This window comes from Sorangium sp. So ce381 (assembly GCF_051473845.1).
Taxonomy (GTDB): domain Bacteria; phylum Myxococcota_A; class Polyangia; order Polyangiales; family Polyangiaceae; genus Sorangium; species Sorangium atrum.
Map to the genome: position 1 here is coordinate 3,144,369 of NZ_CP150336.1, position 14,557 is coordinate 3,158,925.

Below are 14,557 nucleotides of genomic sequence, written 5' to 3' on the forward strand. Positions count from 1 at the left end.
GCTCACGCGAGCACGGCCTGTCCGGTCAGGGGTTGGGTCGCTTCGGCCCCTGGAAGCACACCACCCTGTCGGTCGCGACGCCATCGCCGTCCGCCGGGTGGCTGCAGGCGACGAGCTCGTCGTGCCCGCACCCGCGCACCTGGAACACGTCGAGATCGTCGAGCGTCTCCCTCGTCTCCGCGTCCTGCTCGGCGCGGTCTGCGTGCCACTTGGCGAGCCGTCCCGGGTCGTTCTTCACCTCGGCCGGCGGGGCCTCCCGCGGCGCGTCGCCGAGCACGACCGTGCTCCACTTGACGTCGTCACGCTCGCGCACCTCGACCCTGTCCTCCGGGCAACTATACCTCTCCGCGAAGTCTTCGCGGGCGCCTGTCTTGAGCCGCTTGCAGCCGGCGCTGGAGAGCACGACCAAGAGAGTCAAGAGGCAGATCGAGAGCACCGCTCGCATCGTCAAAGGCTACACGAGCCAGTCTGCCGGCGGCAACTCGATCCACCAGCATGACAGGTGCTCCCATCGGCCGCCGGCTGCGAAGAAGACGCTGTTCAACCACTCTCCATCGAGCAGGGGGAGGCTCGCGAGCATACCGAGCCCGAGTTTCCGGCGACCGCTCGTCATCGCGCGGTGCTTCTGGCGGGACGAATCCGTGGGGGCGAACCGTCGCGATCCGTCGCATCGCCAGGGATTCTGGGAGGGCGTGACGACGGATCGCACCCCCTCAGGAGGCATGGACCCAACCCCGGCCCAACCGCCGAGCCCTGGGCCCGGAGAGCTCGCGACGGTCGATCTATCGCCTCGATCCGCCGTGGTTGCGTCGCTCGCCGGCACGCTGAGCCGAGCCGTCGCCCTCGGGGACGCGGAGGCAGCCTGGGTCGTGCACGAGGCGATCGGTCCGCTGCTCGGGCTGCCGGTGGCACCGGAGCGGTGAGCAAGCTTGGGCCGAACGTCGAGCCCGCCGCTCGCGTCGACTCGCTGGCGGAGCCTTGCCGCTCGCCGCCGAGGCGCGTGCGGCGCGGTAAAAAGCGGCGCGGTGACCGTCGTGCAACGCACGTCCGGCGACATGCGGCTCAATCCGCATCTGCACGTGGTCTTCCTCGACGGGGCTTATCACGAAGACGGCACCGAGCTCGTGTGGAACGAACTCGGTCACCTGCGAGCGCGAGGTCGGTCAGGTCATAGAGCACGCCGTCGTGTCAGCGCGGCGCGGACATGAACCAATGCGCGCTGCGGCGTAACGGCGGGCGGTGGCACGCAGGGCAACGAGGCAGCCACGCGATCAAGGCGCGAGCGATCGCGCGGCGAACGGTCGCGAGCTAGTCGGCGAAGTGACGCTCAGGCCGCGAAGCGGAGCGGGTGGGCGTGACCTTCGGCGTCTGCCGAGGGAAAAAAAGATCGATCACGCTCGGCCACGATGAAGGCGTAACAGCACAGGACGACGGAAACATGGTGGTGCCAGCCTCGGAATCGCCGCCCTTCGAAGTGATCGAGCCCCAGCTCGCCCTTCATCTCTTCGTAGGCCTGCTCAGTTCGGTAGCGCTCCTTGTACTGGCGTACGATCTGCTTCTTGGACATCTTGGTCCCCAGCGTCGTGACCGCGAACTTCGAGGGATCGCTTTCGCCGAACGGCCACTCGATGAGCAGCCACAGCGGCTCGTGCTCCTCGACCGGGATGCCATCGTCAATCGTCATTGGCGAGCCGAACGCGGCGCAAGGCGAACCGCGACGCGAGCTTCTTGCCCGTACCTTCGCGCCATGTGATCCGACGAAACGCCTTTTTGCCAAGCTTGCGCGCGAGCTCGTCGGCTGTCATGGGCGTCCTGTTCCAGCGCCCGCCGGGACCGAGGGCGACGACCATCGTCGTCGAGTCCACACCGACGGGGTAGTCGAAGCCGAGCAGGCGCACGGTGTCGCGAAACTTTGCCGAGCGACCGTAGACGGCGTCCGCAAGCACGAGCTGACCCGGCACGTTGTCGGCCGCAGCGCGCTCGATCGCGTCGAGTGCCAGATCCACCTTGCTCTTGAACTGAATGCCGTCAGGGATCTGCGCTTCGCGCCGGCGACTTGGATCGTTGGCACACTCCCAACGCGGCGATCGGCTCAACGCTCTTGCGTTCCAGATCGCTGAGAAGCCCCAGCGTGTAGCTCGCAAACGCCTCCCGGCGCTTGGGATGACCGAGGACCGTGCCAATGCCGTCAATGTACTGCTGAAGCCGCTCCTCCGCAGCGGCGTCCATGATGTATTCCATAGTCCACCGCGACGCCCGCGGCCTGCATCGTCGTGATGACGCTCGTGATCCTCGGCGGCCTCGGCTTCCCGGTGCACGACGAGCTCCTGCGCCGGGCCAGGCTGCGGCTCCGGGGCGAGCGCCCGCCGCGGCTGTCGCTGCACAGCCGGGTCGTGCTGATCACGACCGCGGTGCTGCTCGCGGTCGGGGCCGCGGGCTTCCTGGCGCTCGAGTGGTGCCGGTCGATGGACAGCCTGTCGTGGCCGGTCAAAGTGCTGGCGAGCCTCTTCCAGTCGGCGATGACGCGGACGGAGGGCTTCAACGAGGAGCGCGTGGGTATCGGGTGAGCGCGGCGCCGGTCCGGGTCGCGGCGCGTCCGCCGCGGAGGCGCGGTGAGGCGGCGCCGGCGATGGACGCGCCGCGGGCCCGCCCCGCGGCAGGGCTCCGCGCGAGGGATGTCTCGGCGCGGTCGGGGCCGGGGCGGACGCTCGACAGCCCCTCTCGGCGACCTCTGAAGATCGGCGATGTTCGATTCATGAAACCCGTACGATCGGCAATCGGGACATCGTCGATCACCACCTGATTACGAGTGCTCCCGACGCCTCGTTCGCGGCGGGCTCCGTCGCGGTGTGCGAGCCCGGCGCGGTCGTCGCGGGCCACGCGGGCCGCGCGGGCCACGACTGCCGGCCGGGAGCGATCGCCTCATGACGCAGCGCCGCGACCACATGCCCCTCCACGCCGAAAAAAGCCGTACGTCCCGCTTGACCTTCATTCCGCGGTTGTGTGTAATCGGCTGCGCTGCGAATAGCCTTGAATTGTGGACCGTCACCCTGCCACGGCGTCGATGGACTCGCCCATCGAAGCGTGAGTACCAGCGTGATGCAGCATGGTATCCGTGCCGACCGCGCCCCTGAAACGTCGGGGGCGCGCCCGTGTCACCGGCTGCCGCCCTGGAGCTCACTCCGGTGCTCCTGGGACGGTTCTGAACGAGATGCGTGACGCCCTCGCGTCGCTGCTCGGGCTCGCACACGGCGGCTGATGTTCTGCCCCTGAAGAGACTCCTGCCACCACACACGACATGACCTATCACGACTTCAGCTCCGAGGACGCCAGCATTCACCGCTCGTTCGAGCTCCAGGCCGGGCGCACGCCCGGCGTCGTGGCCGCATCCTTCGGCCCTGACCGGCTCACCTATCAGGAGCTGAATCGCCGCGCGAACCAGCTCGCGCACCACCTGAGGAGCCTGGGCGTCGGCCGCGACGTCCTCGTCGCGCTCTGCGCCGAGCGCTCCCTGGAGGCGCTCATCGGGCTGCTCGCGGCGCTCAAGGCCGGCGGCGCCTATGTCCCTGTCGACCCCGCGTACCCGCGGGAGCGGGTCGCCTTCATGCTCGAGGACGCCGGGGCGCCCGTCCTGCTCACCCAGGCGCGGCTGCTCCCGTCGCTGCCGCGCCACGGGGCGCGCGTGGTCCTCCTGGACGGCGATCGCGATCTGACCGCGGGCTTCAGCGGCGAGGACCCGCCGGACACCACGGGCCCCGACGACCTCGCCTACGTCATCTACACGTCGGGCTCGACCGGCAGGCCCAAGGGCACGCTGCTGACGCACCGCGGCCTCACCAACCTCACCCGCGCGCTGGCCGAGCGATTCGACGTGGCGCCGGGCTGCCGCGTGCTCCAGTTCGCGTCCCTCAGCTTCGATGCGTCGGTCTGGGAGATCGCGATGACGCTCGCCCGGGGAGGCACCCTGGTGATGGGGGCGCAGGCCGAGATGATCCCCGGGCCCGCGCTGCTCGATCGGATGCGCGCGGAGGAGGTGTCGATCGCGACCTTCCCCCCCTCCGCGCTCGCCGCCTTCCCCGAGGGCGCGGAGCGCTCGCTGCCCGCGCTCCGGACCCTCATCGTCGCCGGCGAGACCTGCCCGGCCGACCTCGCCGCGCGCTGGGCGCAGGGGCGCAGGTTCATCAACGCCTACGGTCCCACCGAGTTCACCGTGTGCGCCACGATGGCCGACGGGCTCGACCCGGTTCGGGACCCCGGCGAGCCCCTCTCCATCGGCCGGCCGATCAGGAACGCGCGCTGCTACGTGCTCGACCATGCCATGCGCCCGGTCCCGGACGGCGAGGCCGGCGAGCTCTACCTCGGTGGACCCGGGCTGGCCCGGAGCTACCTGGGACGGCCCGAGCTCACGGCGGCGCGGTTCGTCCCCGATCCGTTCAGCTCCACCCCGGAGGCCCGGCTCTACCGCACGGGGGACGTGGTGCGCCGCCTGCCCGGCGGCGATCTCGCCTTCCTCGGGCGCGTCGACCAGCAGGTGAAGATCCGCGGCCACCGCGTCGAGCTCGGCGAGGTCGAGGCCGCGCTTGGGCGCCACCCCGCCGTCCGCGCGGCGGTGGCCGTCGCCAGCGAGGGCCGCCTCGTCGCCTACGTCGTCGCGCGCCCGGACGCGCCGGACGCGCCCCCGGCCGCCCCCCGGGCCGTCGTGCCCGCGCTGCGCAGCTTCCTCCGCGAGAGCCTCCCCGAGGTCATGATCCCGTCGACGTTCGTGCTGCTCGACGCGCTGCCGCTCGGCCCCAGCGGGAAGGTGGACCGCGCGGCCCTGCCGCCGCCGGACGCCGCCCGGCCCGATCGCGGCGACGGCGAGCCCCTCGCGCCGCGCAACCAGATCGAGGCGGCGATCGCCGCGGCGTGGGCCGAGGCGCTCGGGATCGAGCACCTCGGCGTCCACGACGACGTCTTCGACCTCGGGGCGCACTCGCTGCTCGCCGCGCGGGTGCTGTCGCGGCTGCGCCGCGCGCTCGGCGTCGAGCTCTCCCTGCAGAGCCTGTGCGACGCCCCCACGGTCGCCGCGCTGGCCGAGCTCGTGGAGTCGCTCCCCCGGCCGAAGCAGCGCCCGGCCGCCGCGGCCATCCGGCCTGCGCCGCGCGACCGGCCCATCCCCCTCTCGCACGGGCAGCGGCAGATCTGGCTCCACGCCTCGCTCCACCCGGGCGCGCTGTTCTACAACGAGCCGTTCTCCCTGCGCCTCCGCGGGCCCCTCGACGTCCCGGTCCTGGGGCGTGCCCTCGACGAGCTCCTCAGGCGCCACGAGATCCTGAGGAGCGTCGTCGCGGTCGTCGGCGGCGAGCCCGTGCAGCAGATCCTGCCCCCGGCGCCGCTCGATCTGCCGCTCGTCGAGCTGACCGCGCTGCCGGCCGAGGCGCGGTGGGGGCGCGCCGTCGCGCTCGCCACAGACGAGGCCCGGCGCCCGTTCGATCTCGCCCGCGGCCCGCTGCTCCGGGCCACGCTGGTCCGGCTCGACGAGGCCGACCACGTGCTGTTCGTGGTGGTGCACCACATCCTGATGGATGGAGTCTCCATCTTCGACGCGCTCCCGAGGGAGCTCCACGCGCTCTACCAGGCGTTCGCCGCGGGCAGGCCGTCGCCGCTGCCCGAGCGCGCGATCCACTACGCCGATTACGCGGTCTGGCAGCGGGAGCAGCAGCTGAGCGGCGCCCTCCAGCCGCAGCTCGATTACTGGAGGCGACAGCTCGCCGACCTGCCCACCCTGGAGCTGCCGACCGACAGGCCGCGCCCGGCCGCCCCGAGCCTCGCGGGGGCCCGCCACTGCGTCGCCCTGTCGCGGGAGCTCACGCTCCGGCTGAAGGCGCTGGCCAGGGAGCAGGGCGTCACGCTCTTCGTGGTCCTGCTCTCGGCCTTCAAGGCGATGCTCTACCGGTACGCGCGGCAGGACGAGGTCGTCGTGGGCACGTCCGCGTCGTGCCGCCACCCGCCGGAGACCGAGGACCTCCTCGGCTTCTTCCTGAACACGCTCGTGCTGCGCACCGACCTGCGCGGCGACCCGACGTTCCGGCAGCTGCTCGGGCGCGTGCGTGCGGTGAGCCAGGCCGCGCTCTCGCACCAGGACGTGCCGTTCGCCAGCGTCGTGCAGGCGCTCCAGCCGAAGCGGGTCCCCGGCCAGAACCCGCTGTTCCAGGTCGCCTTCGTGCTGGAGCCGCCCGTGCCGGCGCTCGATCCGGGCTGGACCCTGAGCCAGCTCGACGTGGACACGGGCGCGTCCAAGTTCGACCTGATGCTGGAGCTCGACGAGCGCGAGGACGGCATCATCGGGCGCATCGAGTACAGCACCGCGCTGTTCGACGCCCGCACCATCGAGCGGATGGCGGGCCACTACGAGGCCCTGCTCGAGGGCGCGTCGCGCGACGTCGATCTGCGCCTCTCGGCGCTGCCGCTGCTCACGCCCGAGGAGCGGAGCGCGCTCCGCGCGTGGGGCACCGCCCCGGCCGGCCCCGGGTCGGACGCGTGCATTCACCGCCTCTTCGAGGCCCAGGTCGAGCGCTCTCCCGAGGCCGTCGCGGTCGTCTTCGACGACGGCGCGGGCAACGTCACGTCGCTCACCTACCGGGAGCTGAACCGGCGGGCCAACCAGCTCGCGCACACCCTGCTCGGCCTCCGCGCGCCGGGGGCGCCGGGGCCCGGGGCCGCGCCCGGCCCCGACGAGGGGGCCCTCGCGCGCACCGACGAGGGCGCCCTCGCGCCCGAAGACCGCGTGGCCGTGTGCATGTACCGGTCGATCGAGATGATCGTCGCGCTCCTCGGCGTGCTGAAGGCGGGCCTCGCCTTCGTGCCCCTGGATCCGACCTACCCCACCGAGCGCCTCGCGTTCATGCTGGAGCAGGCCCGGGTCCGCGTGATGCTCACCCAGGTGCGCGTCGGCGCGGTGCTGCCGGGGTGCCGCGCGCGCGTCCTCTGCCTGGACGCGGATCCCGAGGAGATCGGCCGGGCGCGCGACGACAACCCGACGGAGCTGGCGACGCCGGACCAACTCGCCTATGTCATGTACACGTCGGGCTCCACCGGCCGGCCCAAGGGCGTGGCCGTGCCGCACCGGGGCGTGGCCCGGCTTGTCAAGGGCACGACGTACGCGCGCTTCGCGCCGGACGAGGTCTTCCTGCAGCTCGCGTCGATCTCCTTCGACACGTCGCAGTTCGAGATCTGGGGCGCGCTCCTCAACGGCGGCCGGCTGGTCGTCATGCCCCCCGCGCCCGCGTCGCTCGACGACCTGGATCGCGTGATCCGGCAGCACGGGGTGACCACGGTGTGGCTCACCGCCGGCGTCTTCCACCTCCTCGTGGACGAGCGGATCACGGCGCTGCGCGGCCTGCGCCAGATCGTGGCCGGGGGGGACGTCCTGTCCCCGCAGCACGTCAACCGGGTCCTCGCCGAGCTCCCGGGGTGCCGGATGATCAACGGCTACGGGCCCACGGAGGCCGCGACGTTCGCCTGCTGCGCCGCGGTGGAGCGCCCGGTCGGCCACACGGTGCCCATCGGAAGCCCGATCCCCGGCACGAGGGTGCACGTGCTCGACCGGGATCTCAACGAGGTCCCGGCCGGCGTCCCCGGGGAGCTCTGCATCGGCGGAGAGGGCCTCGCGCGCGGCTACCTCGATCTGCCGGAGCTCACCGCGGAGCGGTTCATCCACGATCCCATCGGCGGCGAGCCGGGAGGGCGGCTGTACCGGACCGGCGATCGCGTCCGCCTGATGCCGGACGGGCAGCTCGAGTTCCTCGGCCGCATGGATCAGCAGGTCAAGGTCCGCGGTTACCGGATCGAGCTCGGCGAGATCGAGGTGGTCCTCGGCGAGCACCCGGCCGTGCGCGAGGTGGTCGTGGTGGCGCAGCCGGCGCGCTCGGGCGACCGGCGCCTCGTGGCGTACGTCGTCCCGCACGGCGGCAGGGCCGCGGCGCCGCCCGCGCAAGCCGGGGCCCGCGCGCGCCCGTTCATGGCGGATCCGACCGGCGGGCTCGAGCGTGCGATCCGCGATCACGCGCAGCGGCGGCTGCCCGACTACATGCACCCCTCGGCCATCGTGCTGCTCGACGCGCTGCCCCTCACGGGCAACGGCAAGGTGGACCGCCGCGCCCTGCCGGCCCCCGTCGAGCTCCGCCCCGAGAGCGCGCCCATGGTGGCGCCGCGGAGCTCGCTCGAGGAGCGGCTCACCGCGATATGGCAGGACGTCCTCGGCATCGAGCGCGTGAGCGTGCAGGACAACTTCTTCGATCTGGGCGGCCACTCGCTGCTCCTGATGCGCCTCCACGAGCGCGTCCGGGAGTCGTTCGGCAGCGATCTCTCCATCGTCGATCTGTTCGCGCGCCCGACGGTCACCGATCTCGCCGCGTTCCTCGCGAGCGGCAGCGGCGGCGGGAGCGACCTCTCGGAGGCCGACGCCCGGGCGCTGAAGCAGCGAGAGATCCTGAAACGAAAGAAGCAGGCAGCCAAGAGCAGACAGAATGGATCCGCTTGATCAACCCGTCCCGGAGGACCAAATCGCGATCATCGGGATGGCCGGCCGCTTCCCGGGCGCGAGGAGCGTCGACGCCTTCTGGCAGAACCTGCGCGATGGCGTCGAGTCGATCGCGGCGCTCTCGGATCAGGATCTCGCCGCGGCGGGCGTGCCCCCGGAGGTGGCCTCGGACCCGAGCTACGTCCGCGCGCGGGCCGTGCTCGACGAGGTGGAGTGGTTCGACGCGGCCTTCTTCGGGATGACCCCGCGAGAGGCCGAGATCCTGGATCCGCAGCACCGCTTCTTCCTGGAGTGCGCGTGGGAGGCGCTCGAGCACGCCGGGTACAACCCCGAGGCGTTCAAGGGGACCATCGGCGTCTACGCGGGCGCGAGCGGCCACGACACGTATTTCCTGAGCAACCTTTACCCGAACCACGAGCTCAGGAAGGCGATGGACTATCAAGTCTACGTCGCCAACGACAAGGACTTCCTGCCCACGCGGACCTCGTACAAGCTGAACCTCCGCGGGCCGAGCGTCGCGGTCCAGACCGCCTGTTCCACCTCGCTCGTGGCCGTCCACATGGCCTGCCAGGCGCTGCTCACCTACCAGTGCGACATGGCGCTGGCCGGCGGCGTGGCCATCAACGTCCCCACGCGGTCGGGTTACCTGTACCGGCACGGCATGATCCTCTCGCCCGACGGGCGCTGCCGCGCGTTCGACGCCGAGGCGCAGGGGACGGTCGTCGGCAACGGCGCGGGCGTCATCGTGCTGCGCCGGCTCGAGGACGCCCTCGACAGCGGCGATCACATCGAGGCGGTGATCCGGGGCTCGGCCGTCAACAACGACGGCTCGGGCAAGATCGGGTTCACCGCGCCGGGCGTGGAGGGGCAGGCGCAGGTCATCGCGCAGGCCCTGGCGATGGCGAACACCGATCCCGAGACGATCAGCTACGTGGAGGCCCACGGCACCGGCACGCGCCTCGGGGATCCCATCGAGGTCGCGGCGCTCACCCGGGCGTTCCGCGCCCGGTCCCGCGGCCAGCGCAAGGGCTGGTGCGCGCTCGGCTCGGTCAAGCCGAACGTCGGGCACCTCGACGTCGCCGCCGGCATCACCGGCGTGATCAAGGTCGTGCAAGCGCTCCGCCACCGGCAGATCCCGGCCAGCCTGCACTTCAAGACGCCGAACCCGGAGATCGACTTCGCGAACAGCCCGTTCTACGTCAACGCGGCGCTCGCGGACTGGGAGCCCGGCGACGGGCCCCGCCGCGCCGGCGTGAGCTCGTTCGGCATCGGCGGCACCAACGCCCACGCCATCCTCGAGGAGGCGCCCCACGCGGCGGCGGCGCCCGGCGGGCGGTCCTGGCAGCTCCTCCTGCTCTCCGCCCGCACGAGGACCGCGCTCGACACGAACACCGAGAACCTCGTCGGGTACCTCAAGGCGCACCCGGACGTCAGCCTGCCGGACGTCGCGTTCACGCTCCAGGTCGGCCGCAAGACGTTCCCGCACCGGCGCATGCTCGTCTGCAACGACGCAGACGAGGCGGTGAACCTGCTGTCGACGCTCGGGGAGCGGCGGGTCCTCGCGCACGTCGAGGAGGCCATCGATCGCCCGGTCGTCCTCATGTTCCCGGGGCAGGGCACGCAGTACGCCGGCATGGCGCGGGAGCTGTACGAGCGGGAGCCCACGTTCTGCGCCGGCGTCGATCTCTGCGCGGCCATGCTCCAGCCCGAGCTCGGGTTCGATCTCCGCGAGGTGATCTACCCGCCCCCGGGGCGGGAGGCGGCGGCCGCGGAGCTGCTCAAGCAGACGCGCTTCGCCCAGCCCGCGCTCTTCGTGATCGAGTACGCGCTCGCCACGCTCTGGATGGAGTGGGGCATCCGGCCCGCGGCGATGATCGGCCACAGCCTCGGCGAGTACGTCGCGGCCTGCCTCGCGGGCGTCTTCTCGCTGGAGGACGCGCTGAAGATCGTCGCCCGGCGGGGCAAGCTGATGCAGGAGATGCCGCCGGGCGCGATGCTCGCGGTCCCGCTGCCCGAGGCCGAGGTGCAGCCGCTGCTCGACGAGGGGGGCGGCGCGCTCTCGCTCGCGGCCGTCAACGGGCCGGCCGCCTGCGTCGTGGCCGGGCCCGAGGACGCCGTCGAGGCGCTCTCCGACCGGCTCTTCGCCGAGCGCGAGCTGGAGTGCACGCGCCTCCAGACGTCGCACGCGTTCCACTCCCGGATGATGGAGCCGATGCTCGCGTCGTTCACCGCGATCGTGGCCCGCGCGCGCCCGAGCGCCCCGAAGATCCCGATCGCGTCGAACGTCACCGGCACCTGGCTGTCCGCGGCCGACGCGCAGGACCCCGGGTACTGGGCGAGGCACGTGCGCGAGCCGGTGCGCTTCATGGCGGGGCTCGGCGAGGTGCTCGCCGATCCGACGCGCGCCCTGCTCGAGGTCGGCCCGGGCCGGGTGCTCGCGACCCTGGCCAAGCAGCACCCCGCGCGGGGCGCCCGCCGGGTGATGCTCTCGTCGATCCGGCACGTCCACCACCGCCAGTCCGACATCGGGTTCCTGCTGGAGACGCTGGGCCAGCTCTGGCTCTCCGGCGTCCGCGTCGACTGGTCGGGCTTCTACACCCACGAGCCCCGCCGGCGCGTGCCCCTGCCGACCTACCCGTTCGAGCGGAAGCGGTACTGGATCGACCCGCCCTCGAGCGCCGCGCGCCGGCCGGCGCGCAGCGCGCCGGAGCCGGCCGGCCTGATCCACCTCCTGGCCTGGAAGCGCTCGGTGCTGTCGGGGTCGATGAAGGCGTCGGCCCGGCCGGCCAGGGCGCAGTGCTGCGTCGTCTTCGCCGACAGCTACGGGCTGGGCGCCCGGATGGAGATGCGGCTCCGCCGGGACGGCTACAAGGTCATCACCGTGCGGCCGGGCGAGGGCTTCGCCGAGACGGGCGAGGGCGAGTTCACCGTCGCCCCCGCGAGCCGCGCGGACCACGCGTCCCTCTTCGGCGCGCTGCGCGCGGCGGGCGTGTCCCCCTCGCGCATCATGTTCCTGTGGGGCGTGACCAAGCCCGCGCGCGCGCCGCTCGACGCCGGCCGCCTCGCGGAGGCCCAGCGGCTCGGGTTCGCCAGCCTCGTCGCGCTGGCCCAGGGGATCGGCGACGCGGGGATTCGCGACGAGGTGCGGCTCGGCGTCGTGACGAGCCACATGCAGAAGGTGACCGACGCGGCCGTGCTCTGCCCCGAGAAGGCCACGCTGCTCGGCCCGTGCGAGGCCATCCCCAGGGCGTACCCGAACGTCTCGTGCATCAGCGTCGACATCGACCTGCCGGAGCCGCGGACGCTGCAGGAGGCGAGGCTCATCGACCAGCTCCTCGCCGAGGTCACGCTGGAGCAGACCGAGCCCGTCATCGCCTACCGGAACGGGGAGCGCTGGGTCCGGATCTTCGAGCCCGCGCGCATGGACCGCGCCGAGGGCCTGCCGCCGCGCCTCCGGGAGGGCGGCGTCTACCTGATCGCCGGCGGGCTCGGGGCCGTCGGCTCCGCCCTCGCGGAGCACCTCGCGAAGGTCGCGCGCGCGAAGCTCGTGCTCGCGGGCCGGACGGCGCTCCCGCCCCGGGAGGCCTGGGACGGCCTCGCCGGCGCGGGCGCCTTCGACGCGCTACGCCGCAAGATCGGCGCGGTGCTCGAGATGGAGCGGCTGGGCGCCGAGGTGCTGCTCGTGACGGCCGACGTCACGCGGCTCGACGACATGCAGCGCGCGGTGGCCGAGGGGCTCCAGCGCTTCGGGCGGATCGACGGCGTGATCCACGCGGCGGGCGCCCGCCGCGCCGTGCCCCTCCAGCGCATGACGCGCGAGGAGGGCGAGGCGCTCCTCGCCCCGAAGCTCGACGGCGCGCTCGTCCTCGACGAGTCGCTCCGGGGCCTCCGGCCCGATTTCGTCGCGCTGTGCGCCGCGCGGACCGCGGGCGCCCGCGGGGCGGGCCTCGCGGGCCAGTGCGCCGCGACCGCCTTCTTCGGCGCCTTCGCGCAGCGGCGGGCCGCCGGTGACGGCCCGCTCACGATCGCGATCGAGTGGGACCCGTGGCAGCGGCAGGACGCCTCGCGCGGCAAGGATCCCGAGCCCGCGGCCGACTCGAGCGAGGGCGGCGCGGCCGCCGCGGAGGAGGGGATCTCGCGCGACGAGGCGCTCGACGCCTGGATGCGCGTCCTCACGAGCCCCACGCCCCACGTCCTGGTCCTGAAGCGGGAAGCGCAGGCTAAGCAGCGCCCCTCGGCCAGCTCGATCGCGCCGCCCTCGCGGGACGTCGAGTCCGAGGGCATCCCGAGATCGGTCCACCCGCGGCCCGACCTCGGCACGGCCTACGTGGCGCCGCGCGATCCGCTGGAGCGCGCCGTCGCCGAGACGTGGGAGAAGCTGTTCGGCATCGAGCGGATCGGCGTCCACGACGACTTCTTCGCGCTCGGCGGCGACTCGCTGCTCGCCGTCCAGCTCATCTCCCGGCTGCGCAGCGTCGTGAACATGGATCTCCCCGGCCACAGCCTGCTCAACGCGCCGACCGTGGCGGCCCTGGCCGAGCTCATCGCGCAGTCCGACTCGCCCTCATCCACCTCGCTGTCGAGGCGCTCTCCCGCGCGCCTCTTGCCCGCGTCGCTCGTGCGGATCAAGCCCGGCACCGGGCGGCCGCTCTTCCTGATGCACCCGGTCGGAGGGCACGTTTACTTCTACCACGATCTCGCCACCTGCCTGGACCCGGCGCAGCCCGTGTACGGGCTGCAGGCGCAGGGCATCGAAGGCAAGGCGCCGCCCTTGACCCGCGTCGAGGAGATGGCCGCGCGCTACCTCGAGGCGGTACGGCGGCACATCCAGCCGGAGGGCCCCTACGTGCTCGGCGGGTCGTCCTTCGGCGGGGTCGTCGCCTTCGAGATGGCGCACCAGCTCATCTCCGGGGGCGAGCGCGTCGCGCTTCTCATGATGATCGACACGCCCGCGCCCTCGGCGGTGTTCCCCGAGGATCTCGACACCCCCGAGCGCCTCGCCTACCTGATCAGCGGCGATGCGAGTCTCCCCGTCCCCGCGGAGGAGATCCGGCACCTCTCCCCGGACGAGCAGCTGCTCCACGTGCTCCAGCGCAAGAAGGGTGTCTCCCGGATGTTCCCGAAGCTGGCGCTCCAGGAGCTCGCCACGTTCCGCAAGATCGTCACCGCCAACCTGCAGGCGATGCTGCGCTATGTCCCCCGCCCCTACCCGGGTGACGTGCTCTTCTTCGAGGCGAGCGAGCGCGACGCCATGACCGTGAACAACCCGGCGCGGGGATGGCTCGATTTGATCCAGGGCCAGCTCACTGTCCACGAGGTCCCTGGCAATCACATCACAATGAATTTGCCGCCGAACGTGCAAGTCATGGCCGATCATCTGCGCGCGGCCCTCGAGGCGGCGGGACATCAGGGCTGATGTTGACGCCCGGCCGGCGGGCTCTTTACCATGGGTGTGGAGCGGCGACGGCGACGCCCCCGCGCGGTCGCGCGGGCTCGAGTGCGGCCAGGGCGCGCGGCGGAGGTGGAGAATGTCGAAGATCACCGCGGAGCAGGCGAGAGAGGAGCACGTCGCGCTCCTCAAGGCGTGGACGAAGGCGGTGGGGGCCGTCAAGGACTACGGCTTCCTCGATCGCCACCTGGCCGAAGGCTGGCGGTACGTCGATTACAACGGAGTGCAGCGCGGCAAGGACGAGTACCTGAAGCTCGTCGACAGCATGTTGACGTACACGCAGGAGCTCCGGCAGTGCGACGTGCGTATCGTCGGCGGGGACGTCGCTATCGTGAGCGGCGTCTACCGCTCGCGTGCCGAGCTCAAGGGCGGTGTCAAGCTCGATAACACCATCGCCTTCACCGCGGTCTGGGAGCTCAAGGGCGGTGAATGGAAAGCCCTCGTGCACCACACGACGAGGATCCCTGACGCGTCGTGATCGACGTCCGCGCCGACCGCGTCGACCGCGTCGAAGCGCTCCGGCGGCCGGCGCCTCGCCGGCGAGGCCGGAGGAAACGTTGACAGGGATCCTGCTTCGAGTACCGTAC

The 14,557-nt window shown here is 72.3% G+C and carries 10 protein-coding genes; 6 read left to right on the top strand and 4 right to left on the bottom strand.

What is annotated here, in order from left to right:
• Positions 1-25: 25 nt before the first annotated feature.
• On the bottom strand, positions 26-445 hold the full coding sequence (locus WMF29_RS12005) for a hypothetical protein (protein ID WP_437328966.1): 420 nt from the start codon (positions 443-445) through the stop codon (positions 26-28).
• Between the two features lie 277 nt (positions 446-722).
• Here WMF29_RS12005 and WMF29_RS12010 point away from each other — a divergent pair, with 277 nt between their 5' ends.
• Both WMF29_RS12010 and WMF29_RS12015 read left to right on the top strand, forming a co-directional pair.
• The gene (locus tag WMF29_RS12010) at positions 723-923 is read left to right on the top strand and encodes a hypothetical protein (protein ID WP_437328967.1); all 201 of its coding nucleotides are present in this window, start codon (positions 723-725) and stop codon (positions 921-923) included.
• Positions 924-1,055: 132 nt separating this feature from the next.
• Positions 1,056-1,208 carry a hypothetical protein gene (locus WMF29_RS12015; RefSeq protein ID WP_437331107.1) on the top strand — a complete coding sequence of 51 codons (153 nt, stop codon included), beginning with the start codon at positions 1,056-1,058 and terminating at the stop codon, positions 1,206-1,208.
• A gap of 119 nt (positions 1,209-1,327) precedes the next feature.
• Here WMF29_RS12015 and WMF29_RS12020 read toward each other — a convergent pair whose 3' ends face one another.
• Genes WMF29_RS12020 through WMF29_RS12030 form a run of 3 tightly spaced genes read right to left on the bottom strand, consistent with a single transcriptional unit; the run spans position 1,328 to position 2,229 of the window.
• Complete coding sequence (locus WMF29_RS12020; RefSeq protein WP_272100911.1) at positions 1,328-1,684, bottom strand: transposase; 357 nt, start codon at positions 1,682-1,684, stop codon at positions 1,328-1,330.
• Positions 1,674-2,096 (bottom strand): transposase, encoded by a 423-nt coding sequence (locus WMF29_RS12025; protein WP_437328968.1) that lies wholly within the window; start codon positions 2,094-2,096, stop codon positions 1,674-1,676. Before WMF29_RS12025 ends, WMF29_RS12020 begins: the two co-directional genes overlap by 11 nt.
• Entirely contained in the window at positions 2,029-2,229 is a 201-nt protein-coding gene (locus WMF29_RS12030) for a hypothetical protein (protein WP_437328969.1), read from the bottom strand. Before WMF29_RS12030 ends, WMF29_RS12025 begins: the two co-directional genes overlap by 68 nt.
• 47 nt (positions 2,230-2,276) lie before the next feature.
• Here WMF29_RS12030 and WMF29_RS12035 point away from each other — a divergent pair, with 47 nt between their 5' ends.
• The 4 genes from WMF29_RS12035 (at position 2,277) to WMF29_RS12050 (ending at position 14,448) form a co-directional block, all read left to right on the top strand.
• Positions 2,277-2,567, top strand: coding sequence for a hypothetical protein (locus WMF29_RS12035; RefSeq protein WP_437328970.1), 291 nt, complete (start codon positions 2,277-2,279; stop codon positions 2,565-2,567).
• Between the two features lie 731 nt (positions 2,568-3,298).
• Positions 3,299-8,521: an amino acid adenylation domain-containing protein gene (locus WMF29_RS12040; protein WP_437328971.1), complete on the top strand. Its 5,223-nt coding sequence runs from the start codon at positions 3,299-3,301 to the stop codon at positions 8,519-8,521.
• Positions 8,508-13,937: an SDR family NAD(P)-dependent oxidoreductase gene (locus tag WMF29_RS12045; RefSeq protein WP_437328972.1), complete on the top strand. Its 5,430-nt coding sequence runs from the start codon at positions 8,508-8,510 to the stop codon at positions 13,935-13,937. Before WMF29_RS12040 ends, WMF29_RS12045 begins: the two co-directional genes overlap by 14 nt.
• Before the next feature lie 112 nt (positions 13,938-14,049).
• Positions 14,050-14,448, top strand: a complete 399-nt coding sequence (locus WMF29_RS12050) for a YybH family protein (RefSeq protein WP_148313982.1) — start codon at positions 14,050-14,052, stop codon at positions 14,446-14,448.
• The last annotated feature ends 109 nt before the right edge of the window (positions 14,449-14,557 follow it).

Bases quoted from the DNA above. Each gene is read 5' to 3' on its own strand.
- WMF29_RS12005 (WP_437328966.1), bottom strand. From the start codon at position 445: ATGCGAGCGGTGCTCTCGATCTGCCTCTTGACTCTCTTGGTCGTGCTC.
- WMF29_RS12010 (WP_437328967.1), top strand. From the start codon at position 723: ATGGACCCAACCCCGGCCCAACCGCCGAGCCCTGGGCCCGGAGAGCTC.
- WMF29_RS12015 (WP_437331107.1), top strand. From the start codon at position 1,056: ATGCGGCTCAATCCGCATCTGCACGTGGTCTTCCTCGACGGGGCTTAT.
- WMF29_RS12020 (WP_272100911.1), bottom strand. From the start codon at position 1,684: ATGACGATTGACGATGGCATCCCGGTCGAGGAGCACGAGCCGCTGTGG.
- WMF29_RS12030 (WP_437328969.1), bottom strand. From the start codon at position 2,229: ATGGACGCCGCTGCGGAGGAGCGGCTTCAGCAGTACATTGACGGCATT.
- WMF29_RS12035 (WP_437328970.1), top strand. From the start codon at position 2,277: ATGACGCTCGTGATCCTCGGCGGCCTCGGCTTCCCGGTGCACGACGAG.
- WMF29_RS12040 (WP_437328971.1), top strand. From the start codon at position 3,299: ATGACCTATCACGACTTCAGCTCCGAGGACGCCAGCATTCACCGCTCG.
- WMF29_RS12045 (WP_437328972.1), top strand. From the start codon at position 8,508: ATGGATCCGCTTGATCAACCCGTCCCGGAGGACCAAATCGCGATCATC.
- WMF29_RS12050 (WP_148313982.1), top strand. From the start codon at position 14,050: ATGTCGAAGATCACCGCGGAGCAGGCGAGAGAGGAGCACGTCGCGCTC.